At 35.4% G+C, this 24,706-nt stretch carries 26 protein-coding genes, 6 pseudogenes and 1 riboswitch; of the genes and pseudogenes, 18 read left to right on the top strand and 14 right to left on the bottom strand.

What is annotated here, in order from left to right; translation table 11 throughout:
- Positions 1-176: 176 nt before the first annotated feature.
- Entirely contained in the window at positions 177-779 is a 603-nt protein-coding gene (gene thiT, locus QUF99_RS24995; RefSeq protein WP_289373716.1) for an energy-coupled thiamine transporter ThiT, read from the bottom strand.
- 91 nt (positions 780-870) lie between these two features.
- Positions 871-972, bottom strand: a riboswitch (TPP riboswitch).
- A 186-nt stretch (positions 973-1,158) separates the two neighbouring features.
- Here thiT and QUF99_RS24990 point away from each other — a divergent pair.
- From QUF99_RS24990 to QUF99_RS24980, 3 genes are read left to right on the top strand one after another with little or no spacing between them, the layout of a single operon-like run.
- Complete coding sequence (locus QUF99_RS24990; RefSeq protein WP_289373714.1) at positions 1,159-1,386, top strand: FeoA family protein; 228 nt, start codon at positions 1,159-1,161, stop codon at positions 1,384-1,386.
- Positions 1,383-3,371 (top strand): ferrous iron transport protein B, encoded by a 1,989-nt coding sequence (gene feoB / locus QUF99_RS24985; RefSeq protein ID WP_289373713.1) that lies wholly within the window; start codon positions 1,383-1,385, stop codon positions 3,369-3,371. Before QUF99_RS24990 ends, feoB begins: the two co-directional genes overlap by 4 nt.
- 16 nt (positions 3,372-3,387) lie before the next feature.
- Complete coding sequence (locus QUF99_RS24980) at positions 3,388-3,549, top strand: FeoB-associated Cys-rich membrane protein (RefSeq protein ID WP_289373712.1); 162 nt, start codon at positions 3,388-3,390, stop codon at positions 3,547-3,549.
- Positions 3,550-3,748: 199 nt separating this feature from the next.
- Here the strand turns inward: QUF99_RS24980 and QUF99_RS24975 are convergent, their stop codons facing one another.
- Positions 3,749-3,925: a YqbF domain-containing protein gene (locus tag QUF99_RS24975; protein WP_289373711.1), complete on the bottom strand. Its 177-nt coding sequence runs from the start codon at positions 3,923-3,925 to the stop codon at positions 3,749-3,751.
- 361 nt (positions 3,926-4,286) lie between these two features.
- Here QUF99_RS24975 and QUF99_RS28780 point away from each other — a divergent pair.
- From QUF99_RS28780 to QUF99_RS24950, 6 genes and pseudogenes are all read left to right on the top strand, one after another.
- A pseudogene (locus tag QUF99_RS28780) lies at positions 4,287-4,474 on the top strand (hypothetical protein).
- Between the two features lie 260 nt (positions 4,475-4,734).
- Positions 4,735-4,818: pseudogene (locus tag QUF99_RS28610) on the top strand (sigma-70 family RNA polymerase sigma factor); the annotation flags it as partial.
- Between the two features lie 446 nt (positions 4,819-5,264).
- Positions 5,265-5,930, top strand: a complete 666-nt coding sequence (locus QUF99_RS24970; RefSeq protein WP_289373710.1) for a PspA/IM30 family protein — start codon at positions 5,265-5,267, stop codon at positions 5,928-5,930.
- Positions 5,931-6,234: 304 nt separating this feature from the next.
- Positions 6,235-6,639, top strand: a complete 405-nt coding sequence (locus QUF99_RS24960; protein ID WP_289373708.1) for a DUF350 domain-containing protein — start codon at positions 6,235-6,237, stop codon at positions 6,637-6,639.
- A 22-nt stretch (positions 6,640-6,661) separates the two neighbouring features.
- Positions 6,662-7,168 (top strand): DUF4178 domain-containing protein, encoded by a 507-nt coding sequence (locus tag QUF99_RS24955; protein WP_289373706.1) that lies wholly within the window; start codon positions 6,662-6,664, stop codon positions 7,166-7,168.
- Positions 7,169-7,180: 12 nt separating this feature from the next.
- Complete coding sequence (locus QUF99_RS24950) at positions 7,181-7,993, top strand: DUF4247 domain-containing protein (RefSeq protein WP_289373704.1); 813 nt, start codon at positions 7,181-7,183, stop codon at positions 7,991-7,993.
- A 45-nt stretch (positions 7,994-8,038) separates the two neighbouring features.
- Here QUF99_RS24950 and QUF99_RS24945 read toward each other — a convergent pair.
- The 4 genes and pseudogenes from QUF99_RS24945 to QUF99_RS24930 all read right to left on the bottom strand — a co-directional run.
- Positions 8,039-8,572 (bottom strand): annotated as a pseudogene (locus tag QUF99_RS24945) (alpha/beta hydrolase); the annotation flags it as partial.
- Between the two features lie 89 nt (positions 8,573-8,661).
- Positions 8,662-9,909, bottom strand: coding sequence for an RNA-guided endonuclease IscB (gene iscB, locus QUF99_RS24940; protein WP_289373702.1), 1,248 nt, complete (start codon positions 9,907-9,909; stop codon positions 8,662-8,664).
- A 253-nt stretch (positions 9,910-10,162) separates the two neighbouring features.
- Positions 10,163-10,660, bottom strand: a pseudogene (locus tag QUF99_RS24935) (alpha/beta hydrolase); the annotation flags it as partial.
- A 440-nt stretch (positions 10,661-11,100) separates the two neighbouring features.
- On the bottom strand, positions 11,101-12,387 hold the full coding sequence (locus tag QUF99_RS24930) for an erythromycin esterase family protein (protein ID WP_289373701.1): 1,287 nt from the start codon (positions 12,385-12,387) through the stop codon (positions 11,101-11,103).
- Between the two features lie 413 nt (positions 12,388-12,800).
- On the opposite strand from QUF99_RS24930, the gene QUF99_RS24925 reads away from it, so the two are divergent.
- Entirely contained in the window at positions 12,801-13,184 is a 384-nt protein-coding gene (locus tag QUF99_RS24925; RefSeq protein WP_353958414.1) for an FCD domain-containing protein, read from the top strand.
- An 85-nt stretch (positions 13,185-13,269) separates the two neighbouring features.
- On the opposite strand, the gene QUF99_RS24920 is transcribed toward QUF99_RS24925, so the two are convergent.
- Positions 13,270-14,298, bottom strand: coding sequence for a YdcF family protein (locus QUF99_RS24920; protein ID WP_289373698.1), 1,029 nt, complete (start codon positions 14,296-14,298; stop codon positions 13,270-13,272).
- Between the two features lie 271 nt (positions 14,299-14,569).
- Here QUF99_RS24920 and QUF99_RS24915 point away from each other — a divergent pair, with 271 nt between their 5' ends.
- Entirely contained in the window at positions 14,570-14,803 is a 234-nt protein-coding gene (locus QUF99_RS24915) for a spore germination protein (protein ID WP_289374761.1), read from the top strand.
- A 274-nt stretch (positions 14,804-15,077) separates the two neighbouring features.
- Here QUF99_RS24915 and cydB read toward each other — a convergent pair whose 3' ends face one another.
- Both cydB and cydA read right to left on the bottom strand, forming a co-directional pair.
- Positions 15,078-16,106, bottom strand: a complete 1,029-nt coding sequence (cydB, locus tag QUF99_RS24910; RefSeq protein ID WP_289373696.1) for a cytochrome d ubiquinol oxidase subunit II — start codon at positions 16,104-16,106, stop codon at positions 15,078-15,080.
- Positions 16,096-17,442: a cytochrome ubiquinol oxidase subunit I gene (gene cydA / locus QUF99_RS24905; protein ID WP_289373694.1), complete on the bottom strand. Its 1,347-nt coding sequence runs from the start codon at positions 17,440-17,442 to the stop codon at positions 16,096-16,098. Before cydA ends, cydB begins: the two co-directional genes overlap by 11 nt.
- A gap of 225 nt (positions 17,443-17,667) precedes the next feature.
- Between cydA and QUF99_RS24900 the strand changes: the two genes are divergently transcribed.
- Entirely contained in the window at positions 17,668-18,231 is a 564-nt protein-coding gene (locus QUF99_RS24900; RefSeq protein ID WP_289373693.1) for a beta-class carbonic anhydrase, read from the top strand.
- Here the strand turns inward: QUF99_RS24900 and yidD are convergent.
- A complete protein-coding gene (gene yidD, locus QUF99_RS24895; protein WP_289373692.1) occupies positions 18,228-18,458 on the bottom strand; it encodes a membrane protein insertion efficiency factor YidD in 231 nt (76 codons plus the stop codon). The two genes, QUF99_RS24900 and yidD, sit on opposite strands and share 4 nt — an antisense overlap.
- Positions 18,459-18,585: 127 nt before the next feature.
- On the opposite strand from yidD, the gene luxS reads away from it, so the two are divergent.
- A complete protein-coding gene (gene luxS, locus QUF99_RS24890) occupies positions 18,586-19,059 on the top strand; it encodes an S-ribosylhomocysteine lyase LuxS (RefSeq protein WP_289373690.1) in 474 nt (157 codons plus the stop codon).
- A gap of 115 nt (positions 19,060-19,174) precedes the next feature.
- On the opposite strand, the pseudogene ytzI reads toward luxS, so the two are convergent.
- Positions 19,175-19,258, bottom strand: a pseudogene (ytzI, locus tag QUF99_RS24885) (YtzI protein); the annotation flags it as partial.
- 108 nt (positions 19,259-19,366) lie between these two features.
- Here ytzI and QUF99_RS24880 point away from each other — a divergent pair.
- Entirely contained in the window at positions 19,367-19,681 is a 315-nt protein-coding gene (locus QUF99_RS24880; RefSeq protein WP_289373689.1) for a hydrolase, read from the top strand.
- Positions 19,682-19,766: 85 nt separating this feature from the next.
- Positions 19,767-20,246: an antimutator 8-oxo-(dGTP/GTP)ase gene (mutTA, locus tag QUF99_RS24875; protein WP_286122389.1), complete on the top strand. Its 480-nt coding sequence runs from the start codon at positions 19,767-19,769 to the stop codon at positions 20,244-20,246.
- A gap of 63 nt (positions 20,247-20,309) precedes the next feature.
- Here the strand turns inward: mutTA and QUF99_RS28605 are convergent.
- Positions 20,310-20,396: pseudogene (locus tag QUF99_RS28605) on the bottom strand (HAD family hydrolase); the annotation flags it as partial.
- A 305-nt stretch (positions 20,397-20,701) separates the two neighbouring features.
- Here QUF99_RS28605 and QUF99_RS24870 point away from each other — a divergent pair.
- From QUF99_RS24870 to QUF99_RS24860, 3 genes are all read left to right on the top strand, one after another.
- Positions 20,702-21,796 carry a recombinase family protein gene (locus tag QUF99_RS24870; protein WP_289373684.1) on the top strand — a complete coding sequence of 365 codons (1,095 nt, stop codon included), beginning with the start codon at positions 20,702-20,704 and terminating at the stop codon, positions 21,794-21,796.
- 99 nt (positions 21,797-21,895) lie between these two features.
- Positions 21,896-22,216 carry a helix-turn-helix domain-containing protein gene (locus QUF99_RS24865; protein ID WP_289368028.1) on the top strand — a complete coding sequence of 107 codons (321 nt, stop codon included), beginning with the start codon at positions 21,896-21,898 and terminating at the stop codon, positions 22,214-22,216.
- Positions 22,138-23,079 carry an IS3 family transposase gene (locus QUF99_RS24860; protein WP_353958373.1) on the top strand — a complete coding sequence of 314 codons (942 nt, stop codon included), beginning with the start codon at positions 22,138-22,140 and terminating at the stop codon, positions 23,077-23,079. Before QUF99_RS24865 ends, QUF99_RS24860 begins: the two co-directional genes overlap by 79 nt.
- 59 nt (positions 23,080-23,138) lie before the next feature.
- On the opposite strand, the gene QUF99_RS24855 is transcribed toward QUF99_RS24860, so the two are convergent.
- Together QUF99_RS24855 and QUF99_RS24850 are read right to left on the bottom strand one after the other, a co-directional pair.
- The gene (locus QUF99_RS24855) at positions 23,139-23,945 is read right to left on the bottom strand and encodes an ABC transporter permease (protein ID WP_289373683.1); all 807 of its coding nucleotides are present in this window, start codon (positions 23,943-23,945) and stop codon (positions 23,139-23,141) included.
- On the bottom strand, positions 23,938-24,702 hold the full coding sequence (locus QUF99_RS24850; protein ID WP_289373681.1) for an ABC transporter ATP-binding protein: 765 nt from the start codon (positions 24,700-24,702) through the stop codon (positions 23,938-23,940). The genes QUF99_RS24855 and QUF99_RS24850 overlap by 8 nt, the downstream gene beginning before the upstream one ends.
- Positions 24,703-24,706: the final 4 nt, after the last annotated feature.

The following is a 24,706-nucleotide window of genomic DNA, read 5'->3' as shown; positions in this document are numbered from 1 at the left end:
ATTATTGATATAACTCATTAAAAATCTATTAGTAGAAAATATAAAGATACAGTGTTGTAGGTTGAAAATTCTCCTTACTACAAGGATATCCTTATAGAGGGAGGGGTACCCTTCTTATATTGGTATGTAGTGTTTCTGAAAATATAGTTTGATTTAGTGAAAAAGAAGAGTGCCATTTAGGCACTCTTCTTTTTTGAATTCATATGATGTGCACCAATGCTTTTGAATAAGCGAGGTGATGTTGTAAATAAAAGGAGTAGTAACACTGTACATAACCCGAAAGAAGCAAGCATGGTACTACCGTTGACGATTAACGAATATAGGAAAGCGGACTGTCCCGGTGGTGCATACTTTCCAAAGAAGATAACGCCAGCAATAAAGTGACAGAAATAGCGGGCAAAGCTACCGATAAGTGTAGCAACTATAATATAGGCCATTGTTTTCTTGCCTTGACCATTTGCTAGTGTTTGCTGGATAGGTTGATAAAATAAACCAGAAAAACCAATACATGCAAATGCAATAAAGTACTCAATAAACGCTTGTACAGGCGTTAAAATATAGGCATCGCCGACTACGATTTGTAGTAGTCCCCAAATTAAGCCTCCTAAGAAAGCCGTTTTAAATCCCCAGCGGTAAGCGATAATAAAAATAGGAATCATAGCAAATGAGATAGAACCGCCTGTTGGAAGTTTAATCGATAGTGGTAAAATGTCGATGATCAAGGCAAAGGCTGCAAGAATTGCAGATTCAATCATCGCTTGTAAATTGGTGTTACGCATATTGTCAGTCCCCCTAAATCTAAATTGCACAAAAAAGAAGAATTACCATAGGGAGATATGAAATACGTAAGTAGAGAATGATGAGGTATGTATTTCAACGTTTGCACAATTCCTACGTTAGCATTAACTAACAGGTTCAAAGGGTCGGAACGAAGTGTTCCCTCTCAGCAACGAGGCTCCCCCTGTGATAACGAGATTCTTTATTTGTTAGGTTCATTGTAATGGAAATGGATGAAAATGACAAATGAATATTTAGTATTTAAATATAATTGTACGAAAATGTTAATAAATATGAAGCAAAAAGATATAATACAAGATAACAAGAATATGATATAATTTTCTTGAAAATAATTATCATTCTCTTCTAAGGAGGGAAATTATGAGCTTAGTTGATATTAAAATAGGTGAAAAGGTATTAGTGAAAAATATACAGTCGTTAGATAAGTTGTTAAAACGTAGATTAGCTGCGTTTGGTCTTTTAGAAGGAAGCGAGCTTCGTATAAAACAAAAGGCAATGTTCAATGGCCCTTGTACATTAGAGTGCCGTGGACAATTAATTAGTATTCGTCATTGTGACGCGAAAATGATAAAGGTGGAATTAGCGTGAATAAGGTTGCTTTGCTAGGGAATCCGAATACCGGAAAAACATCATTATTTAATGCGCTTACTGGTTCATATGAATATGTAGGGAACTGGAGCGGAGTAACGGTAGAAAAGAAAGTTGGTAAGTTAAAAGATAAACAAGGAACATTGATTGATTTACCAGGCGTATATGACTTAAATCCGGTTTCCCGTGATGAAGGAGTCGTTACAAAATTTCTATTAACAGAAGAATTTAATCATATGCTAAATATTGTAGACTCTTCTCAATTTGAGCGTAATATGCACTTGACTGTGCAATTATTAGAATTTGGTAAGCCACTTTCTATCGGGTTAAATATGGTCGATGTGGCGAAACAGCGCGGGATTATAATTGATGCAAAAAAACTAGCAGAAATGCTCGGTGTAACAGTCGTTCCTGTTGTTGCGAGAAGTGGAAAAGGCTGCGATGAATTACTAGCTACTCTCCATGAGAGTGGGAAGAAGAAGGGGAAAACTTTTATTCTTTCTTACGGTAAAAGCGTAGATGCAGGCATTACACAATTAATGGACATATTGGGGCAAGCAAATTATAAGCATCCAAGATGGCTTGCACTTCAATTTTTAAGTAATAACGAAGTAGTAGAACAAGAATTGAATACATTGTCTATTTATCAGGATCTTGTAGCGATTCGATCGGCGTTAGAAGTGGAGTTTGATGTAGCGTTGGATCAGCATATTTACAATACACGTGCAGCGTATATTGAAAAGTTAAAAACAAATATTATTCAGCATGAAAAGGAAGGGGAAATTCCTTTTTCAGAAAAAATCGATCAGTTAATTACACATAAAGTTTTAGGACTTCCAATCTTTTTAGCAGTTATGTTTTTTATTTTTCAGGTTACGTTTACGTGGATTGGGACACCTTTATCGGATATACTTGATGGATTTCTCGGTGGGCAGTTCACAGATTGGGTCACAGCAGGACTCGCAAATATCGGGGCATCTGAATTTATTCAAGCTCTTGTTACAGAAGGGATTATTGCTGGTGTTGGAGCTGTATTAGTATTCGTTCCACAAATTTTTGCGTTGTTCTTCTTTATTTCGTTATTAGAAGATTCAGGTTATATGGCACGAATTGCCGTTGTAATGGACCGTATTATGGAGTACTTTGGTTTAAACGGAAAAGCGTTTATTCCGATGATCATTGGTTTCGGTTGTAACGTACCAGGGATTATGGCAGCGAGAACAATTGAACAAGAGAAAGAGAGATTGCTTACCATTTTAGTAACACCATTTATGTCTTGTTCAGCACGTTTACCTGTATATGCATTATTTGCGGGAGTCTTTTTCCCTCATAGTCAAGCGATGGTCGTATTCTCTTTATACATTGCAGGTATTGTACTAGCACTCTTAGTTACAAAGGTAATGTCTCTTACCGTTTTAAAAGAAGAAAAGTCTATTTTTGTTATCGAGCTTCCACCTTACCGTGTGCCACAAGCAAAAACATTATGGCTTAGTACTTGGGAAAAAGGAAAAGGTTTCGTACGTAAAGCAGGTACGTTTATCTTTGGTGGTTCTGTCGTCATTTGGTTACTCAACTATGCTGGTCCATCAGGATTTGGTGTAGATATGGGAGATAGTTTCTTAGCGATGATTGGTGGTTTCGTGGCACCAATTTTAGCGCCGCTCGGTTTTGGAACATGGCAAGCAGCGGCGTCATTATTAACAGGATTTTTAGCAAAAGAAGTTGTCGTTTCTACAATGGCAATCATTTATGCTGTTAAAGAAGATGTATTAGGAAATGTAATGGGCGCGCACTATACTGCATTATCAGCATATGCGTTCATGTTCTTCATTTTGTTATACGTTCCATGCTTAGCGACAGTTGCTGTGATTCGCCGTGAAACAGGATCTGTAAAGTGGACGATTTTCTCTGTTATTTATCCACTTATTGTTGCTTATGTGTTAACGCTCATTATATACCAAGTTGGATCCCTACTCGGATTCTAGAAGGAGATGTATCATAATGATAGTCAATATTGTAATCGGAGCGGCCATTTTTGGATATGCAGGATATACGTTAATCAATTTTGTAAAGAGAAGTAAAAAAGGGAAATGTGCAGCATGTTCGCTGAATAAGTCGTGTCAGTCAAATAGTTGTAGTCCTGATATGACTGCTCATAAGTAGTTAAACGGAAGTTAATCTAGATATTTTATCAAAAGTCAAGGTTTTAGGTAATTAACTTAATACTAAAGGTATATAATGTTACACATTATATACAGTAAAAGAGAAGGATAGATACAAGCAAAGAATATTAGCTTTATCTATCCTTTTTTGTATTACATATGACCTCACTCACACAAATGTTTGACTAGACGACAAATGTCTATTTTCCTTGTTCTTTTTTTATAATGGGAGAGCTCTCGTCTTTGCGTAATTCAAAAAATTCATTTTTGCACAGGTATTTAAAAATTTTTTGTGTAACTTGTTCCTCTTGATGTAATAAGAAACGATGATCAAAGGCATAGAAAGATTGTCCCTTAATTAATTTCACATAATACATCATACATACCTCCACTATATCAGGATATGGATCTAAATAGTTTTTATTAGAATAACCTATAAATTGGTTATTTATGCCAAAATATTAAAGGGATTTATCAGTGGTTTTTACAAATGGAAGTTTCACTTTATCGGGTTGTAAAAAGATAGGAAGAAAAGGGATCTAGTAAATAATTATATGCAAGCACTTTCTTAAGATAGATAGGTTAGGTTCGTTAAAATATAAAAGGGAGAAGAATGATAAACATTCTTCTCCCTTTGTGCGTAATTAGGGTTGCATTATTAATAGATATGCGTTGTTATGAATCGTTGGATGAACAATTCACCTTTATAATTATAACAAAATAAACCGTTTGTGTTTTATGAAATATTGCATATTAAAATGTATTGATATGCACATAAACGCTTACTATAATAGAGATATAAAGATTCACTACATTTTAATATAAGATAAAAGGAGGTAAATAGTATGGAAATCGCAATCGCTGTTTTAAAATTTATAGGTGGAGTAATTCCAATGGTACAAGAACTTTTAAAAGCATTCATGTAAGTTTATTATTTTGCACTTATCTGTAAAAATTATCGTACAAATGATCTGTATATCAAAGGATAATTGATGTGCAGATCATTTGTGTGAGCATTTTTAAGTTTAATTACGGCATTAATATTTTTGCTACCTATAATGATGGATTATGTGAACTAGGATCCCCTCCAAAGTATTTTGCTGGAGGGGATTTATATATACTCTTATTTTTGCAACCTTTCGGTTCTCTCATTCGACTATATTAGTAAAGGGAAGAAAAAATAAAAATGGACATAGCCTATCTAGTAAAACAAGCAAGAAAAGGAAATGATCAAGCGTTTGAACAACTCATTGCTTTTGTTCGCCAAAAATAAGAATTATAATTAACTACCATATTAAATAGATATTAAATCAAAATTGACGGGCTAATCATTCCGGAAAGTAGCAAGATTGTAGGATATAGAAAGTAAGTATGTAGTATGAGGAAATGTTGTGAAGAGAATGTCATATTATAGTTTGTATGTTCAAGGAATAACATGTAAGGACATTTTAGTTTTGTTATAATAAACACATAGGCTTTGAAAATGAATATTCTTACTGTAAAGGAAGATTTATCTCGCTATTCGCGGACAGTGAGCCCCGCTTCAAGATTTAGGGAAGAACAGAGAAGATAGGTGGGAGACAGCTGACCGTAAATGCCCGATTCATGAGGGCTGACCATCAGTGGGGATAAAGCTTCCACTGATGGAAGTTTTACTTTATTTAGTTTTACGGGAATTGAATTTGAAATATGAGATAGTCCATAGGAGGAATCTGAATGTCAGTTTTTAAACGATTAAGAGATTTAACGATGTCAAATGTGTATGCATTGATTGAAAAGGCGGAAGATCCAGTTAAGATGACGGATCAATATTTACGTGATATGCAAGAAGATGTACAAGAAGCTGAGAAGAGTGTAGCAGCTCAAATTGCGCTTGAGAAAAAGTTTAAATTATTATATGAAGAACAAGAAGCTCTTGTAAAGAAACGTGAAGAACAAGCACATATGGCTGTTCAGGCAAATAATATTGACCTTGCACGCCGTGCTCTAGAAGAAAAGCAAAATGCAGAGCAAAAGATGAATGAATATAAAGCAAGCTATGAACAAAATAAAGCAGCTGCTGATAATCTTCGCGCGAAATTAGAAGAAATGCGTAAACAATTAACAGAGCTAAGAAATAAACGTGAAACGCTTGTAGCGCGTGTAAATGCAGCGAAAGCACAAAAAAATATTAATAAAGCAATGTCTGGATTTGATGCAAATACAGCAAAAGCTGGGTTAAGTCGTATGGAAGAAAAAGCTCTTCAATTAGAGGCAGAAGCAGAAGCAAGTGGAGAAATCTACAAAAAAGAAAAATCATTAGATGAGGAATTCGCAAGTCTAAATAAAAACTCAGTTGTAGATGATGAATTAGCCCGTATTATGAAGCAGTATGAGAAATAATATGAAATGTTAATAAGTGTGGCATATTACTGCTCGTTCATGCGGGATAATATAGTGTAAGCACTTTTTATAGAGAATGTATGGAAAGAACCGACATGTCATAGAAATAAACCATGTCGGTTTTCTATTACCCATCATTAACAGGCAGTAATCTCTCCCCTCAAAATGCAGCACAAGCAAAGAAGTTAGGTGGAGGAGAAACTGCCCATAAAAGCCCGATTGGTGAGGGCTAATAATTAGTGGGGAATGAAGAGAACCCCCACTAATTAAAGTTTCACTTTATTTTGCTAGAGGAGGTTTTGGAATGACATGGATGAATGTTTTAGCCATGCTTGTATGGACAGGGGCAAGTGCGGTTCTTTTATTTCTACTTATGTGGATTGATTCTATTTTTACAAAATATAATGATTTAGCGGAAATCAAAAAAGGAAATATAGCTGTCACAACTCGCTTTATTATGAAGCTTTTTGCACAAGGATATATTTTGTCACAATCGATTACGAAATCGAATGATTTATGGCAAGCATTACTTGCATCCGCTGTTTCTTTTGTTATTTTATTAGTGGTAGAAATGTTTATTGAACTCATTTTGAAAAAAATAGTTGGTTTAGATTTAGAAGAGGGAACGAAGCAAGGGCATGTAGCACATGCTTTGTTAGCTGGTTCGTTACATATTGTCGGAGCCTTCATTTTAGCAGCGTGCCTATAACGAGAAAAGGAGGGATAGCTCCATGAGTTTATTCAAACGTATTAAAAATATAATGAAAAGTCCCGAGCCTGCGAAACCAGAGAAAACTTTACTCACGTTAGCGCCTGGGGATATGATTGAAGTTTCATTAGTGATGTACGAACTGATTGGAAAAACAAGTATGCATTCTCGTGGTGAAATTGTTTTAACATTGCAGGATGGAAAGACAATTCGCTATTTAAAAATTGAAAACCGTGAAAGCACTTATTATAAACTGTATGCACCAATCGATGGGCGTTTAGATTCTATAAATGAGGTTCCAACGACAATTGAAATGGATGATATAGAGTATCATATGGAAGAACAATATAATGGACGCGTTGTTGTGATGGGGAAAACACCGTTTGCAGTATCTGATGAACAACACGTGTGGGAGTTTCAATCCGACAACCGGAAGCTACTTCGTATAGAGTGGCAAGATGGGCGTACAATGATGTATGAGGGAGAATCGATTCTTTCTGCTGATGTACAAATTATAAGGGCGACGTAAGGGGGCGTAATCATGTCAAACCGATTGTTTACCATGATTAAATCGTTCCTAATCCCTATTCTTGCCATTGTGACTTTACTGGTAGTTGCTGGTTTCGTTTTATCGGGATGCGATAATGAGAAATCCATTCAAGACCGTTACCCGTTAGAGTCCGTTGCAAAAGACGGCAAGCAAGAATCATATGTATATAGGGCCGCCAATCGCTCTGTTCCTGAAGTTGCGAAGGAATTAATTGATGAAAAGGAACCAAAGCAAGCGTCTAAAGAAGATGAAAATCAGATGTTCCTTGTGTATTCTGATAAAATTTATAACCTTCAGAAAGATAAAGAGAAACCATCTGATACGTTAGTTGAGATAAGTAACAAAGAATTTGTTCGTCAAAATTATCAACCATCTTTCTTACAAGGTTATATTTTAGCAAGTATATTAGATGACATATTTGATTCGCGTAAATCCTATCATGGAGATTATCGCGGATATACAGACCGAAAAAATCATAAACCGGTTATTCCAGAAAGGCCGCCTACACAGGAAGAGAAGAAGACACCGCCGCCTATTACGAAACAGGGTAAAGGCTCTATTATTAAGAGAAGTGATAAGATACAAGAACCAAAAACATCTGTAGGTGATAAAGGGAGTATTACAGAAAAAGGAAGTAAGACTGTCCCGCCATCTACTGAAAATAAAGGGAAAATCATAAAATCACCTGGTAATTCAGGTGGATCAGATGTAAAACCAAAATCATCGATTAAAAGCCCGCCGCGAAATACATCTCCCCCTAAAACAAGGGTTGGCGGTTCAGGGAAAATTACGAAGAGAAGATAAAGTGAAAGCCCAAGAAGCAAAGAAGATGCTTCTTGGGCTTTTCTGTTATTTATTTTCACTTAAAAATTCAAGAACTTTGTTGAAAGTTTCTTGACCTGCTGGTGTATTCATTTTAAATTGAAATTCATGTGCTAACTCACCAGCAATATTTTTATCAAAGAAGAGACTGTCTACAGGGACTCCTTTACTTTGTAAAGTAGAAGCTAATTCTTTCCCTTGATTCTCGAATGATGCAGTATTCCCATCTGTGATAAATGCTGGTGGATAATCTTTTGTAACATGATTTATAATTGAAGCGATCTCCATTTCAGGTGATTTTTCGAAGTCTTTCTTCCCAAAATAAGCCCAACCAGTGGTACGCATAAAGTCTTGTATTACTTTAGTTGTTTCCATCTTAGCTAACGCAGGCATATTATATGGACCGCAAAATAGCAATACACCCTTTATTGTAGAAGGATTAACAATAGCGTCAATCTTCGTTAATTTTGCATACTCAGGGGATGTTTGAATATTAACGAATTGACCAGATATTTGTGCCCCAGCAGAATCTCCTGCAAAATAAACATTGTCTAGTTTTAATGTACTTCCCGAAAGAAGTCCCCATCTTCAGGCGCGTGACGGGCGATAGCCAAGCGATAAGGTGGGGATGAATTTCGGTTAGGCATCGCCTAACTGACTTGTAAGAATAACCAATTATGATTGTGGTGCATACATTTAATATCCGATATATTCACTTGTTTATAAGATTTAACAGGATTTTGTATATAATGGCCGTCCAAATCTTGCACATACACCATCTTCCCTGTAAATCCTGTCACGAATCCTATTTGTCCAAACGCTTTCACCTTATCACCTAGATACATTGTGCCTACATACGGTGTATTTTTATTATTTCTTTTCGCTGTTCTATTTTTCGTTTTTCTTCCTTTTCTTGCAGTTGCTTCATGTAATGACCGTTTTTTCTTTCTAAATTGCTTGATGCGAAATTCACCACTTTGCTGATATTCTCGTAATTGTTTCGGATTAGTAATCGCAATGGCATCATTATAGTGTGTTTTAGATAAGTCTAATTCTTTTCGCTTCGGTGTTGTGTAACTACCATACGTAATCTCACAATCTAAGCGCTTCATAATTTGAAGCCGCAAAATATTCATAAAGGCTGTCTCTTTATACTGTTTTGGTTTCTTAAAAACGTACTTGATTTTCCCTTGGTGGAATTTTTCATGGCAATCTTCATGTACTGTCATGAGGTTATCTGCCATATCTGAACCGCCATTACGCCGCTCAATTATATGGTGCGTGTGCAAAATGCCACCTTTTTTCTTACAGATTTGACATGTATAATGGTCTCTCGCAAACACATAGTATCTTGTATTCCAAAAGCCAAATGCGTCTCCTTGTTGATACGCTTTCCCTTGTATATCAGGGTTCTTTAGTTTTTGTACATCAAACTTGCCGACTTCTACAATGACTTTTGGTGAAGGTAATAGCGATTTGAATGTCTCAATCCAATGAATGATGTTATCGGTTCGACTTTGAATCGATGGTGGAAGCCAGCCATCTTTCTTTTTTCGATTGAGAAAGCGCGCTTTTCGGTAACGGGTTTTACGTTGTCTTCGGCTTCTACGTAATGTGGCTCTAAGAGTAAGGTTCTCTTTCACATCCTGACGTAATTCAATGGTTCCTTTCACTAGTACTTTTTCCTCTGTTGTAATTGCGATCCCCACATATTTTGCACCGCTATCGAAACCGATTGTAACAGGTTGTACTATTTCACCAGTCGCATATTGCAATTGAATGGTAAACGGTGTGTAACCCATAATCTTAGCTTTTCCTTGTTTGAGAAGAAGCCGTGCCTTACGAGTACTGCAAGGCATGAGCGGTTCTCCTCGTAAATTCTTGACAAATACACGCATGTTTTGTCCCTCCTAAGAGTTTGTTTCCCTTCGCCAATGTTTGTAGGTGTTAGCAACTTCTTATGAAAGAAGGCTTGTGGTTGACCGTTCCTTCCCAACCAGAACTGTTACAGAGCCACCATAGAGCCAAGAACTAGGGAATTATTCTTGGGTATGCAACCTACGAACGTAGTCTACAAAAGGCTGAGGCTAGACAACCAGGGCTTTTTACAAGCCCCCACTTCAAAACGCGTTAGCGTTTAAGTGGTGGGTAGTTGACTTTATATTTCTCTTCATTCTCTTTTATATATTCATAAGCCTCACCAAGTTGGAATACTGGAGTAGGATATTCTTTTTTAGGAGCAAGAGCATAGTTTATATTCACGACTGTATAACCACGAGCAGCTAATTCCACTGCATACCCAGTGATTTGTGATTTATCTCCACCTACAAATCCATCTCCATGTACCCAAAAAATAACAGGTGTTTTTTCTGTATGATTTTTCGGATAAACGATGTCTAATGTGCCATCTGGAAATTTAGAATTATAATCGATATCCTTAACAGTTTTTGTTTCTTTTAAGGCATTGTCATAGTTATCAGATTGAGCAAACATTCCCTCTTCAAATGCTTTTTTAATCAGAAATGCCTTTGGAACGGGTGAAAAATTCCAATAACTTACTCCCGCAAGAACCAATCCGAGAACAATTAGGATAGATATAAAAATTCTTTTTTTCCATACTCCTTTAGATTTTTGTTTTTTTATTTTCATAATAAAATTAGCTTCATTCCTTACTTTATTATTACGATAATCATACGTGAAAGCTAAAGTTATAAGCAAACTTATGTTGAACCAGATTTGGAAAATGTATTATAAGAATTTCCTTTATGATTTAGACGTAGCTAAGTTAACAATAAAATTATAGATGGTAAATATGTGTAGCCTTGAAATAAAGTTTGATTAAACTAACTCTACAAACGTTGATAAAAGAGCAAATAGAAAAAGCGTGTTTTGAAAAAAAGATTGATCAAAACACGCTTTTAATATATTCAATTGAATCATTTTTTTATAAAAATGATTGATCATCTCTGTGACTGTTATTCCATTAAATGGCTCTTTAATGGAATAACATGACTGACATTTTTAAACAACTCTACTGTCACTTACACTACTATCAATACTACACCTCGTTGAGCCACATTATTACAGATTTATTGATGTAGTTGAGATGGACTCACTTTTTGAATTTGAACAAGTATGTCAAACGATTTACCTAATGATATATCAACAGTTGTTGGTATGTCAGGGCCTTCGGTAGTTATTCCAGGAAAAATTGGATGTTGTTCGTTTAACCAAGTTTTTGTCACTCCGTTTGCCTTACGTAAATCAATAAAAAATTGGTCTTTTTTGACTTGTCCAAAGATGTAGTTATAACTGTTTGGATCATCTGATTTTAATGTTCCATATGGGCCAAATTCACGGTTACTATTATATACATTATATCGTCCTTCATAAACAGATGTTCCAATAGATATATACCGTTTTCCATAATGTTCTGCTAAATGTTGCCCAGCTACTTTAGGGTATATAAAAGGTATCATATTTGTTTTCGAAACGTGTCCATTATGTCCCCATACAATTGTTTTTCCTAAATGTTCTTCTGTCCACTTCGCATTTTCATACATTGCAATATCATGTTTCAAAAAAAGATCTGACGGTTTATCAGGAAATGACGCTAACATTGTAGTAAACTGCTCAATAATACGGGCATTTTGTTTTATCCATGCGAACTCTTTGGATTTTCTATTTAGATTACTTTTATTTTGTTCTAATAAAGCACTGATTTGTTTAGCATCTGAAATATATTTTTCTTTATTTTCTTTCGTAAGGCTGCCAAAGATATTAATATCCTTTGTTACAGGAATAAGGCCTTTTATCTTCTCTTCTACACTAGGCACAAGATCTGGATTGTTTCTTTTTACATATTCTGTTATATTATTATAAACATTTTCGTTTACTGATTGTATATCCATCCCAATGACACGCACTTTAGATTTATGTTTTGGATCAGCATTATATTGTTGTATCCAATTAAATAGATTTACTATTTCTTTCGTGTTAAATTCAGGTGATAGATGTTGGCTTGGGTTCCCTTTACCAGTAAGAACATAACGATCAAGTTCCAAAGCTCTGTCCCATCCCTCTTCTAAAACTAAGTTGGTAAAGCCCTTTTCAGATACTAAATAATTAACAATGCGGTGTTTCATTGTAAAAACTTCATGAGCCCCATGCGTAGCTTCACCTAAACCTACGATTGAAGCTGATCCTACCATATTCTTAAGTGGTTTTAAATCATTAAGAGATGCAGTTGGATTAGTTGTTTTTAAAGGCTTTGCATGCTCTGCCAACCATTCGGCTATTTGATTTGTATTGTAGGGAGCTGTAACAGAAACTTCTGTTTTCGAAGTTGCATAAGTACTTTCTACAAAATTAGTCATATTAATCTTCCTCTCACTGTTAAGATAAATTTATTCTAGCTCCTAAAACTCACTTATTTCTTAATAGATTCTTAAGAAACCCTTAATTTACTCATATCAATACAAAAAACAAAATAACCTGCCATCCCAAAATACAGGGAGCAGGTTATTTTGTTATTCATTTCGCAAGCTTAATGCTCAAGTTAGTCATTTTTTAAACGGTTAAACTTTATTTAAAAGCTACAATATGAGGAGGGACTTCGTTTAACTGAAGCTAGATTAGAAAAGAGTTAAATATGAGTAGAACACCGATTCGTAATGCCCTGTCTCGTTTAACATCAGAAGGATTTCTAAAACATTAAAGTCATTGTGGGATAACTGTCGCAAAAACAAAATTTTCATTTGAAGATATCATTAAATTTTTAGAAATTCGTTTGTTATTTTTTAAACTTTCCATTGAAAAAGTTATTAAAAGTAAGAAAAGCTTTGACATAGTCAACTTAAGAAAATGCGTGAGAGAACTTCCAAATGCTTTAGAGAATGATGATGCCGAAAAATTTCATAATACTTTGTGGAACATACATGAATTATTACTGTCTCCAGCTGAAAATAAAACGATTATGCAAGTGATGCAAGATATACAAGAAAAGAAACTACTAGGTTCTGTAGAACTTACATATATGAAACGAAAACCATATGAAAGTGAACTACTTGGTCTGATGACAGATTTTCTTATGCATCTGGAAGAAAAAGAATATGAAAAAGCGATTCAAACTTTCGAACAGATTAATAAGGAAATTACTTTAGGGTTATTATAGAAATTGGATGAGTCAAAAAGAGAAATAAGTTAATATGATAAATCAGAAAGCCTTCCTCAAGAGAGGAAGGCTTTTCTGATTTAAGTTAGCTAACTAAAAAGCTAATAGCCGTTATGATTACAGAGAATCCTAAAACAACTCCTACGACCTTAGTATGACGCTTACGGCTCATAACAACGATCGCAATATACTCTCGAATCATTGCATTTGGCCAGTAATAGAAAGCGGTTTTTGATGCGATTCCTTGGCTATTGAGGCCAGCTTGTTTTGCATATAAGCCAGCACGGAAAAGATGGAAATTGTTCGTTGTAAAGATACTTCTATACTTGTCTTTTAACGAATCCATGATTTGTTTTGAGAAGAGCATGTTTTGATACGTATTTACAGAACGATTTTCTTGTATTGTATGTTCAATAGGGATGCCTTTTTCAACAGCATACATTTGCATTGCCTCTGCTTCAGGAAGATTCTCATCTGGTCCTTGTCCACCGGAGAAAATGATTGTAGGCGGAGAAGCGACAACTGCTTGTTTCCAATAGAAATCGATAGCTTTATTAATTCTGCTTGCTAAAAGTGGTGGCACTTTATCATTGATTAATCCACTGCCAAGAACGATAATGAAATCTTGGTTACGTCTCGGTCTGTTAAATTGATACAGAAAATAAGCTGTTAAGAAAGTTGATAAGTGGAAAAAGAAATATACAATAATGAAAGATACTCCTGCAAAAATCGGCTGGAAATGGGGAGATAAAAATCGAGTTGGATCCAATAGTGAGAATAGTATAGTGCATAAAATGCCTAGCCCAGCAATCAAAGTTAAACAGTTAGAAAAACGTCGTCCTTCTTTTCGCATTAGAATTCTTGCATTAAGAAATAGTCCAACCATTAATGCAAATACGCCAAAGGTTAATATCAAGAAAATGATTATAAATGGTATAATTGCAATAACTCTAAATATCGCATTATTTGAACTGAAACCTAAATAAAGGACAAGGATAAGGGATGAGCAAAAGAATAAGTTAAATAAAAATCCGATTATTAAACTTCGAGGATCTCTTAAATAAAAGAATAGAAAAATAATAAGTAAAATAAGTGTAATAACTCCAAAAAACATAACTTTTGTAAACACCTCAATTTTTATATAATTGTTATAGATCAAAGTTTCACTTTATTGTATATTACATTATCCAAAAAAAATATAGTTAGAAAAATAAATGTTTTAAATTTTCTCAATAAACAATATATATAGAAGTGGTAAAATATATTCAAAGCGATATATTAAAAGTAAAGTGGTTTAAGTTAGGGAAGGGCACTCTTTGGAGTGTCTTTTTTTTTCTAAACATGCTATTTTTTTAGGCATTCTTCATAAAATGAAAAATAACATAATGAAAGTGAGTGATACGATGCCTGCTGTTATCGATGGTGTGATTATAGAAAACTGCAATGGAACAATCAATCTAGGTGATAAATACAATGTACACCCAATAGAACACACGAAATCATATAATGGTTCTGGATCATCTAATGTGGGATTTACTTTGAAAGCCTTTAATGGAATTAGTACTACAGATGTATATGATAATGATATGTATGATCAAGTAATACAATCTACGCTATAAGTTATATAGGTGAAATTGCATAGATATAAATACAAATTAAAAAACCGACATAAAGCCCTTCTTTTTAGGTGGGAGAGAGCATCCGGCCATACATAGAAGCGGTCAGATCCTTTTCCTGCCCCGTGCCAAGTGAAAACAAAGAGAGGAAACGAGTGCAGGTCACCTTTTGTTATCCATAGCCGCGGCTTATATGTCGAAAAATCAAAATGGATTTATAGAGGTAATCATACATGTAGGCAAAAAAGACACTCATTCCGAGTGTCTTTTTTGTATTTTAGTGATACCCTTTCGCAGAATCCTTATGAATTTTTTCTTTAAAGATTGTGTAGCTCCATAGCTGATATCCGATAACGATTGGTACCATTACCATCGCGACGAAGAACATAATTTTTAAGTTTAATTCACTGCCGGCTGCTTGATATAAAGTTGTGCTATAGGCATCGTTAATGCGTGATGGCAACATTCTTGGGAACATGCCTGCAAAACCAGTTGTCATAAACATTGCGATTGTTAGACAAACAAATGTGAATGCGAAACCAATTTTGTGTTTTAAAATCATAATGATTGTTAGGACACTCATTAACATTGCTAGTAGCGGAAGAATGAATAGTACAGGATATTCCGTAAAGTTTTGGAATAAGTTTGTACGATTTGCAGTTGCAACGTAGAATATTGCTAAAATAATTGCCGATACCATCGAAAATGGTTTTGCAATTTTATAAGCACGATCTGATACTTCGCCAGACGTTTTAATCATGACCCAAAGTGCACCAGATACGACAAAGATTGCCGTGAAGAAGAGCCCACCTAAAATGCCGTAATGATTTAATAAACTAAATAATGTTCCTTCATAGCCGTCTTTCCCGATTTGCAGTCCATAGTATAGATTTGCAAATGTAACACCGAATAGGAAAGCAATTAAGAAGCTACCAATTGCATATACCCATTTACAAACACTCTGCCAAATTGGTGAATCATCTTTATGCATAAATTCAAGTCCTGCTGCACGAGCGAAAAGAGCTAATAGTACTAAAAATAATGGTGTATATAAGTAACTAAACATATTTGCATATGTGATAGGGAAAGCGGCAAATGTTGCACCGCCTGCTGTAATTAACCATACTTCATTGCCACCCCAGAACGGTCCGATCGCTTCTTGCATTTGATTGCGTTCTTTACGATCTTTTGTAACGAACGGGAAAATCATTCCGTTACCGAGTGCGTAGCCATCGAGAATAAAATAAACTGTCCAAATCACGCCCCATAAACCGAACCAAATGACTGCAAGCATATCATGAGACATGAGCTGCACCCCCTTGATTAGATTCTTCTAATGCCGTTGGTCCTTTTTTCGCGAACTTCAGCATGAGGTATACATCGGCGATTAAGAGCAATGTGTAGAATAATATTAAGCTAATTAACGAGAACCAAATTTGTGGTACTGAAATTGGTGAGACAGATTCAGCGGTACGCATCAATTTGTATACTGTCCATGGTTGACGCCCTGCTTCTGCAACAATCCAACCAGCATTAATTGCTATATATGGAAGTAAGACAGACCACATTGTAATTTTTAAGAATCGTTTTGAGTTTTCTAGTTTTCCTTTACGGTTTAAATAGAAACCAAACCATGTTAGTGCCATGAAGAATACGCCAAGTGCGACCATTAAACGGAAGCTGTAATAAACAAGATTTACGTTTGGACGATCTTCTTTCGGAATATCTTTCAAACCGACAATTTCTCCATCAAATGAGTTTGTATAGAAGAAGCTGCCGAGTTTTGGAATTGTGAAAAGTTCGAAGTTTTTCTCGGTTTTCACATCAGGAATTTGAATGATTGAGAAACCTTGGCCTTTTCCAGTTTCCCAAACTGCTTCCATTGCTGCACCTTTTGCAGGTTGCATTTTGGCAGCGAAAGCACCGGATTGGTGACCGATGAAAGGTGTTGCAGTTGCTGCTAATAACCCTAAGATTAATCCGAATTTAAAGGATTTCTTAAAGAATTCCACGTTATTTTTGCGTAACAAATGATAGGCACTAATCGCCATAACGAAGAATGCTCCAACAATATAGCACCCAACAACTGTATGGAAGAACATATGCCATGCATATGGGTTTGTTACAAGTGCCCAAAAATCATTTAATTCAGCACGGTTGTTACGTATCACGTAGCCAACAGGGTTTTGCATAAAGCCGTTTGCTGTAATAATCCAAAGAGCGGAAATATTGGTTCCAAGTGCGACCATCCACATACAAAAAGCACGGAACTTTGGTGAGATTTTATCTTTACCGAATAACCAAATTCCCATAAAGGTAGATTCTAAGAAGAAAGCAACAAGTGCTTCTATTGCGAGTGGTGATCCGAAAATATCTCCCATATATTTCGAGTACTCAGACCAGTTTGTTCCGAATTGGAACTCCATCGTAATCCCGGTTATAATCCCCATGACGAAGTTAATCGTAAATAGCTTACCCCAGAAATTTGCCATTTTCCGATACGTTGGATTTAATGTACGTGCATATTGTGTTTCCATACACGCTACTAAAATAACAAGTCCGATTGTTAACGGTACAAACAAGAAATGATAGAAGATAGTAATTGCAAATTGAAAACGACTCAGTAACAGAACGTCGGACATAATAAAGATTCACTCCTTTTTAACATTATCTACATATAGTTTATAGTGAGAAGATGAACAAAGTGGAGGGGAGTTGTTACAGAGGTGTGTGTATATTTTGAAAGAATTATGTCGGTTATCTGAAAAAATCATATATTTACAATAAAGTAATATACTTTTGGGATTTTTTAGATTTTGATACACTTAGTATGTAGTCTAAATGAGAGAAAAGAGGGTCTTTTTACTATGAAGTCATTAGAAGAAATTTTGCAGTACAATGAAAAATTTGTTGAAGAAAAAAAATATGAAGAGTATGAAACTGGGAAATACCCAAACAAAAAAATGGTTATCATCTCTTGCATGGATACACGCCTTGTTGAATTATTACCAAAAGCAATGAATATGCGTAATGGTGATGTGAAAATTATTAAAGTAGCAGGCGCTGTTATTTCACATCCATTTGGAAGTATTATGCGTAGTATTTTAGTTGCCGTGTATGAGCTTGGTGCAGATGAAGTATGTGTTGTTGGTCACCATGATTGTGGGATGACAAAAATTCAGGCGAGCAGTACAATTGAAAAAATGAAAGAACGCGGCGTGACAGAAGAGAAATTAGATATACTTCGTTATTCTGGGATCAGTTTAGAGAGATTTTTACAAGGGTTTTCTAGTGTAGAAGAAAGTGTAGAGCACAGCGTTTCTGTACTTCGTAACCATCCGCTACTTCCGACAGATGTTCCTGTACATGGTCTTGTAATTCATCCTGATACAGGTAAATTAGACCTTGTTGTGAATGGATACGAAGCTTAGTTTTCTTTTTCCTTTTTGTCCGGGACGGGATCAAAGCCTCCTGGATGAAAAGGATGACATTTTAAAATGCGCTTTATTGTCAGCCAAAAGCCTTTTAGTGCACCATGTTTTTGAAATGATTCTAGTCCATATTGAGAACATGATGGATGAAAGCGACATGTTGGTGGTGTCATCGGGGAAATGAACTTTTGATAAAAGCGTATGATACCAATAAAAATCTGTTTCATAACGATCTCCTTTTCAGCATATTCTTCTAGTATTATAGCATGACTGTACATAATGCTTTACTATTTGCGAATTCCGTTATATCATATTGGATATAACGGAATTAAAATGAAAGCGGGAGAGATGATTATGCCATCAGTAGAAAGCTTTGAATTAGATCATACGATTGTAAAAGCACCTTATGTAAGACATTGTGGTGTTCATAAAGTGGGTAGTGACGGTATTGTAAATAAATTTGATATTCGTTTCTGTCAGCCAAATAAACAAGCGATGAAACCGGATGTTATTCATACATTAGAGCATTTATTAGCATTTAATTTACGTAAATATATTGATCGCTATCCACATTTTGATATTATTGATATTTCACCAATGGGTTGCCAAACAGGATATTATCTTGTTGTTAGTGGTACGCCAACAGTTCGTGAAGTAATTGATTTATTGGAACTTACACTAAAAGATGCGGTACAAATTACAGAAATTCCAGCTGCAAATGAAACGCAGTGTGGTCAAGCGAAGCTTCATGATTTAGAAGGAGCAAAGCGCTTGATGAATTTCTGGTTAAGCCAGGATAAAGATAAACTTGAGAAAGTGTTTGGTTAATAAATAGAGAAACTGCCTGTGAAAGGGCAGTTTTTTTATTTAGCGAAGAAATTCTACTATAGATACGTACAAACAAAGCCCAGAAACAAAGAAACAGGCAATGCCTATGAATTTACGAGTAGCCTTTATTAATCGTAAGCACAGAGAGTACTAATATGATTACAACGATAATAACCGCGATGATTAATATTTTGATCATTCTGAAATCACCTTTTCTTCATTTTATCATGAAACAGAACGATGATTTACATAATTTTGTAATTGTTGAAAACAATAGAAAGTAAAATGATGAAAGAAGGGACGTTATATGGATAAGAAAACCTACTATATATCGGTAGGGAACGGCGAGATTTCACAGGTGAAAACGGCAGATACGTATAACTTTGCCATTCAAGCGACAGATGAAGAGATTATCGAGCTACGTGAATATTTTGATCAAGCATATCGCGAAGATCTTGGTTCTTTTGTGCGCTCGCATGTGCCATTTGTCGAGTATCATCATGATTCCAATAACGATCGGTATGATGAACAATTACAAAAAGCATATAAGCTTATTTATGATCTAGGGGATCACGAAACGAAAGAATTAGTCGCGCAAATGGGAATAATCAATGGATTGTAATCGTATAACATTATGCATACAAGCCAGAATGTGCTACAATTTGTGGTAAGAAAAAACTTGTAACCATCAATAGGGGAGTAATGGCATGTATACATTTAAAGATTATTACCACAACACTGTACAATTATCGTTTGAACGTTACCCATTTTCTCCTGAGCCAAAGCATGTTTGGGTTGTATGCCGGTACGGGGATCAATGGTTATTAACGCATCATTTACGTCGCGGTCTTGAATTTCCAGGTGGCAAAGTAGAAATTGGGGAAACACCGGAAGAAGCGGCAGTTCGAGAAGTTCATGAAGAAACCGGCGGAATTGTTTCTGATTTAACTTACATAGGGCAATATAAAGTATCTGGAAAAGACAAAATAATCATTAAAAATATTTATTTCGCAACAATTCGTGCAGTAGAAGCACATACGCACTACGAAGAAACGAAGGGATCTGTTTTATTAAAAGATATCCCGAATAATATCAAAACTGATAGAAAATTTAGTTTTATCATGCGTGATGACGTATTAGCACGTACAATGAAACATATAGAAGAACTCGGCTGTTTTACGAAGTAAAGGAGCCGAGTTCTTTTTGTTTTGTCTAAGAAATTTTGTAATACTATATTCTTGAATGAGCTGAGCATAACGATCATATTGCTGACTTATAAAATATTGCAAAGAACGACGTCGATCTAGTAATGTTCCATCTAAATCAAATATATAAATTCATTTTGATTTTTCAACATATAAGCCACGGCTATGGATAACAAAAGGTGACCTGCACTCGTTTTCTCTCTTTGTTTTCACTATGTCTGGGCAGGAAAAGGAACTGACCGCTTCTATGCATGGCCGGATGCTCTTTCCCACCTAAAAAGAAGGGCTTTATGTCGGTTTTTTAATTTGTATTTATATAGTACCGCACGTAGCATATTACAGCCTCCTAAAAAATAGTAAACCCTTTCAAATAATTATCGCATATTTTCAAAAGAATGATTATGATATCTAATAAGAATGGAATGAGGGAGGTCTATATGGGGAAGTTTTATGTAAAACTATTATGTTTTCTCATGGGAGTTTATTTCATCGCAGGTTGTAGCAAAGCGGTAGATGTCGCAGAGGAAAAAGAAATATGTAAAAACCAAGAAGAGTGCACTAGGATTGGCGATGAAATGGTTCAAAAAATAAATAAAAAGATGGAAGGCATTTCTAAGCTGGAAGAACCTGTAGAGGATATAGAAAGTATAGAAGAAATTAAAATGATAGAACAAAAGAAAGATGACGTTGAAAGTTATTTCTTTCTAGCATCTTATTACATTGATAATGAAGAAATAACAGATCCTTATTTTGAAAAGCTAGATAAGAAGCGTTTAAATAAAGTATTTGCTGAGGATAAAGAAGCAAAGGATGAAGTTGTCACACAGCATGAAGATATGGATTATCATGGAACATTATGGGAGATCTATCGTACACTCATACCCGCTAAATATCGAGAAAGTATGAAAGAGTTTGCTATTGTAACAGATGGATATGATGGTATGGTTGCTCATGTGGCACAAAACCCAGAAGAACCAAAGGACTGGGTATTAAGTTTAGATACGCTTGATTCAGGTGTGAATATAGAGGAAGTGATGAAGACGTTAATTCATGAAACGGCTCACGTGTTAACGTTAAATGATGCGCACATTCCGGTAGATAAAAAGTATTTACAAGCATTCGAAGAAGATAAAGATATTTCCTCTTATAAAGAAAAATGTAAAAATCTTTTCTTGCAAGAAGGTTGTACGAAGGCGGATTCCTACATAAATAAATTTCATGAATCGTTTTGGAAACAAATCGAAAAAGAATGGCAAGAGAAACAGATTGAAACAAATTTAGAAGCACAAATACAATTTTTTGAAGAAAAGCATGATCAATTCGTTTCGGAATATGGAACAACCAATGTAGCAGAGGATATTGCTGATACATTTACAGCGTTCATTTTACAAGATTCAAAGCAAGTGAAAGAGGGCGAAGAGTTAAAATATAAAAAGATGGCGTTCTTCTATCAGTTTCCTGAGCTTGTAAAAATGCGAGCAGAAGTGTTAACTGGCTTATATAAAATTTCCAAGGAAGTAAAAGAAATATAATAAAGAAAAAGAGCTGACTCAAAAAAACTGGTATTATCCCCTCATAGTAGACAGTTGAAAGAAAGTTACTGTACTGTTTATTATGGAGGGGATTTTTTTATGGGGAAAATTAGAAGAACTTTTTCGATTGATTTTAAAATGAAAGCTATTGAAATGTACTTACATAGAGGAATGGGTAGTAAATTAATTGGAAGGGAATTAGGAGTTACATATTCAGTTATAGACAGATGGATTAAAAACTACAATAGTGAGGGTATTCTTGGCCTACAAGAAAAACGAGGGAGATCTAGACAAACAAATGCAAGTTCAATAAAAACAAGTCATGATGATAGAATAGAACGATTAGAAGTAGAAAATGCATACTTAAAAAAGCTCTTAGCTGCGAAAAAGGAGATGAGGTCAAAAGAGACAAATCAATAGAATACGAGATCATTCATACATTAAAGCATAGCTTTCCAATTGTGTTTCTTTGTGAAATTGCGGGGGTCTCAAGAAGTGGATATTACAAATGGGAAAAAAGAAGAACTAATCCCTCTGAAAAGATGAAGGAAGACCAATTTATTATGTCCAAAATAGTGGAATGCGAACTAGATCCAGATATAAATGGTAGTTTTGGTTATCCAAGAGTTTGTACATGGCTCAAAAAGTATTGTGGTTTACAGATAAATCATAAAAGAGTGTACCGTTTAATGAAGAAAATGGGGATACAAGCTAAGATTCGAAAGAAAAAGTGGAGGCATTTTGGCTTAAAAGAACAATGTGTCGTATCAAAAAATCGTTTAAACAGGGAATTTTCAGCCAGCAAGCCAAATGAAAAATGGGTTACAGATATAACCTATCTCACTTTTAACGGTAAGCGTATGTATCTTTCAGTGATAATGGATCTTTATAATAACGAAATTGTAGCCTACCAAGTAAGCGAAAGCAACAATTTAAAATTAGTTATAGACACAGTGAATAAGGCCTTAAGAAAAAGAAATGTCCACGGAACAGTATTACATAGCGATCAAGGGTATCAATACACGTCCAAAAAATACAACCTATTACTTAAAAAATACAAAATGAATGTAAGTATGTCTAGGAAGGGCAATTGTTATGATAATGCATGTGTAGAGAGTTTTTTTAGTCATTTTAAGACAGAATGTTTTTACAGAAATGAGTTTCATGAAAAAGAGCAAGTTTTCAAAGCCATTAGAAGATATATGAGGTATTACAATAACAAACGATTCCAAAAAAAATTAAACAACCTTAGTCCTGCTGAATTTGGAACTAAGGCTGCTTAATGAAAAGGCATCTAATCTTTTACTGTCTACTTGACAGGGGTAAGACCAAACATTTTGGGTCAGCTTCTTTTTCTCGTCTTCACTATAAGCTTCTCAAAACCTTCAACGAACACATACATGAGCGTTGCGAGGACACATGTGAGTAAAACACTTAGCAGGACAAGTGTAAAGTTAAATACTTGGAATCCGTAGCTAATTAAATAACCAAGCCCTTGCTTTGAAACAAGAAGTTCTCCGAAAATGACCCCAACCCAAGATAATCCAACGTTTACTTTTAGCGTTGAAATGATTGCAGGGAAGGAAGAAGGTAAAATGACTTGTTGATAACATTGCCATTTACTAGCACCGAATGTGTCCATTACTTTTATATAATTTGAATCAACTTCTTGGAAGGCGCTGTAAATGACAAGAATGGTAACGATAATCGAAATAATAACGCCCATTGCGATAGAAGAGGAGATGTTCGGACCAAAAATAACGATAATAATCGGACCAAGCGCTACTTTTGGCATCGCATTTAAAACAACAAGATACGGATCTAATACACGGGCTAACAGTGGCAACCACCAAAGGATTGTCGCAATGAAGGTGCCGAGTGCGGTTCCCAGTATAAATCCTACACTTGTTTCAAGCAGTGTCGTCCACATGTGAACCAAAAGTGATCCATCGCTCCATTTACTCAAAAATAATTCCCAAATACTTGATGGAGAGCTGAAGAGAAGGGGATCAATCCACTCTTGTTTACTTGCAATTTCCCATAAGGTAAAGAAGAGGATCATAAGCAATAACTGTAAAGTTACAGCCATCCAAGTGCGCTGCCGTTCTTTTTTTCGAAACTGTTCATGTAATGCTTTTATATTAACCAAGGCGTTCAAGCTCCTTCCATATGACTTGAAAGAGAGCGGGAAAGTCAGGATGCTGCCGTGATTCTAACGGTGACAAGGAACGAATGCTATCCGGTACGGTAAAGGTTTGTGCGATTTTTCCAGGGTTTGCTTGCAGTAAATAAATGCGGTCGCTCATGGCAATCGCCTCTTCAATATCATGTGTTACGAGAAGGGATGTTTTCTTATATGTTTGTAATAGAGAGAAAACGAGTTCCTCTAATTTTAATTTCGTTTGATAGTCAAGTGCTGAAAACGGTTCGTCAAGTAAAAGTATTTTCGGATTCGTTGCGAGTGTACGAACGAGTGCTGCCCGCTGACGCATGCCGCCAGATAATTCTCGTGGATATTGTTTTTCTACCCCTTGTAAGCCAACTTGTTGTAAGAGCTGCAATGTATGATTTTTCGCGTCGGACTGATATGTTTTTGTAATGTGAAGTCCAAGCATAATATTTTCTTCAATCGTTTTCCAGGGGAACAAATAATCTTGCTGTAGCATATAGCCCATGGAAGACGTGGATTTTATAATCGGCTCCTCATCAAGAAGGACGATGCCTTCAATGGGTTTTACTAAACCTGCAATAATAGAAAGGAGCGTTGTTTTTCCGCAGCCGCTTGGGCCAAGAAAAGAAATAAACTCGCCCTCTTCTACGTGTAAATTAATATCTTCTAAAACGAGACGAGCATTTTCTTTTGCAAAAAAGCAATGGAAAACGTTAGCAATCTGTAAAAAACTCATAGGA

Origin of the sequence: Bacillus sp. DX4.1, assembly GCF_030348195.1 — a bacterium.
In the GTDB taxonomy this organism is placed as follows: domain Bacteria; phylum Bacillota; class Bacilli; order Bacillales; family Bacillaceae_G; genus Bacillus_A.
This window is presented reverse-complemented; position numbering and strand designations above follow the sequence as displayed.

What these genes read in the sequence shown, in the direction of transcription:
- thiT (WP_289373716.1), bottom strand. Translation starts at nt 779, where the DNA reads ATGCGTAACACCAATTTACAAGCGATGATTGAATCTGCAATTCTTGCA.
- QUF99_RS24990 (WP_289373714.1), top strand. Translation starts at nt 1,159, where the DNA reads ATGAGCTTAGTTGATATTAAAATAGGTGAAAAGGTATTAGTGAAAAAT.
- QUF99_RS24980 (WP_289373712.1), top strand. Translation starts at nt 3,388, where the DNA reads ATGATAGTCAATATTGTAATCGGAGCGGCCATTTTTGGATATGCAGGA.
- QUF99_RS24975 (WP_289373711.1), bottom strand. Translation starts at nt 3,925, where the DNA reads ATGTATTATGTGAAATTAATTAAGGGACAATCTTTCTATGCCTTTGAT.
- QUF99_RS24970 (WP_289373710.1), top strand. Translation starts at nt 5,265, where the DNA reads ATGTCAGTTTTTAAACGATTAAGAGATTTAACGATGTCAAATGTGTAT.
- QUF99_RS24960 (WP_289373708.1), top strand. Translation starts at nt 6,235, where the DNA reads ATGACATGGATGAATGTTTTAGCCATGCTTGTATGGACAGGGGCAAGT.
- QUF99_RS24955 (WP_289373706.1), top strand. Translation starts at nt 6,662, where the DNA reads ATGAGTTTATTCAAACGTATTAAAAATATAATGAAAAGTCCCGAGCCT.
- QUF99_RS24950 (WP_289373704.1), top strand. Translation starts at nt 7,181, where the DNA reads ATGTCAAACCGATTGTTTACCATGATTAAATCGTTCCTAATCCCTATT.
- iscB (WP_289373702.1), bottom strand. Translation starts at nt 9,909, where the DNA reads ATGCGTGTATTTGTCAAGAATTTACGAGGAGAACCGCTCATGCCTTGC.
- QUF99_RS24930 (WP_289373701.1), bottom strand. Translation starts at nt 12,387, where the DNA reads ATGACTAATTTTGTAGAAAGTACTTATGCAACTTCGAAAACAGAAGTT.
- QUF99_RS24920 (WP_289373698.1), bottom strand. Translation starts at nt 14,298, where the DNA reads ATGTTTTTTGGAGTTATTACACTTATTTTACTTATTATTTTTCTATTC.
- QUF99_RS24915 (WP_289374761.1), top strand. Translation starts at nt 14,570, where the DNA reads ATGAAAGTGAGTGATACGATGCCTGCTGTTATCGATGGTGTGATTATA.
- cydB (WP_289373696.1), bottom strand. Translation starts at nt 16,106, where the DNA reads ATGTCTCATGATATGCTTGCAGTCATTTGGTTCGGTTTATGGGGCGTG.
- cydA (WP_289373694.1), bottom strand. Translation starts at nt 17,442, where the DNA reads ATGTCCGACGTTCTGTTACTGAGTCGTTTTCAATTTGCAATTACTATC.
- QUF99_RS24900 (WP_289373693.1), top strand. Translation starts at nt 17,668, where the DNA reads ATGAAGTCATTAGAAGAAATTTTGCAGTACAATGAAAAATTTGTTGAA.
- yidD (WP_289373692.1), bottom strand. Translation starts at nt 18,458, where the DNA reads ATGAAACAGATTTTTATTGGTATCATACGCTTTTATCAAAAGTTCATT.
- luxS (WP_289373690.1), top strand. Translation starts at nt 18,586, where the DNA reads ATGCCATCAGTAGAAAGCTTTGAATTAGATCATACGATTGTAAAAGCA.
- QUF99_RS24880 (WP_289373689.1), top strand. Translation starts at nt 19,367, where the DNA reads ATGGATAAGAAAACCTACTATATATCGGTAGGGAACGGCGAGATTTCA.
- mutTA (WP_286122389.1), top strand. Translation starts at nt 19,767, where the DNA reads ATGTATACATTTAAAGATTATTACCACAACACTGTACAATTATCGTTT.
- QUF99_RS24870 (WP_289373684.1), top strand. Translation starts at nt 20,702, where the DNA reads ATGGGGAAGTTTTATGTAAAACTATTATGTTTTCTCATGGGAGTTTAT.
- QUF99_RS24865 (WP_289368028.1), top strand. Translation starts at nt 21,896, where the DNA reads ATGGGGAAAATTAGAAGAACTTTTTCGATTGATTTTAAAATGAAAGCT.
- QUF99_RS24850 (WP_289373681.1), bottom strand. Translation starts at nt 24,702, where the DNA reads ATGAGTTTTTTACAGATTGCTAACGTTTTCCATTGCTTTTTTGCAAAA.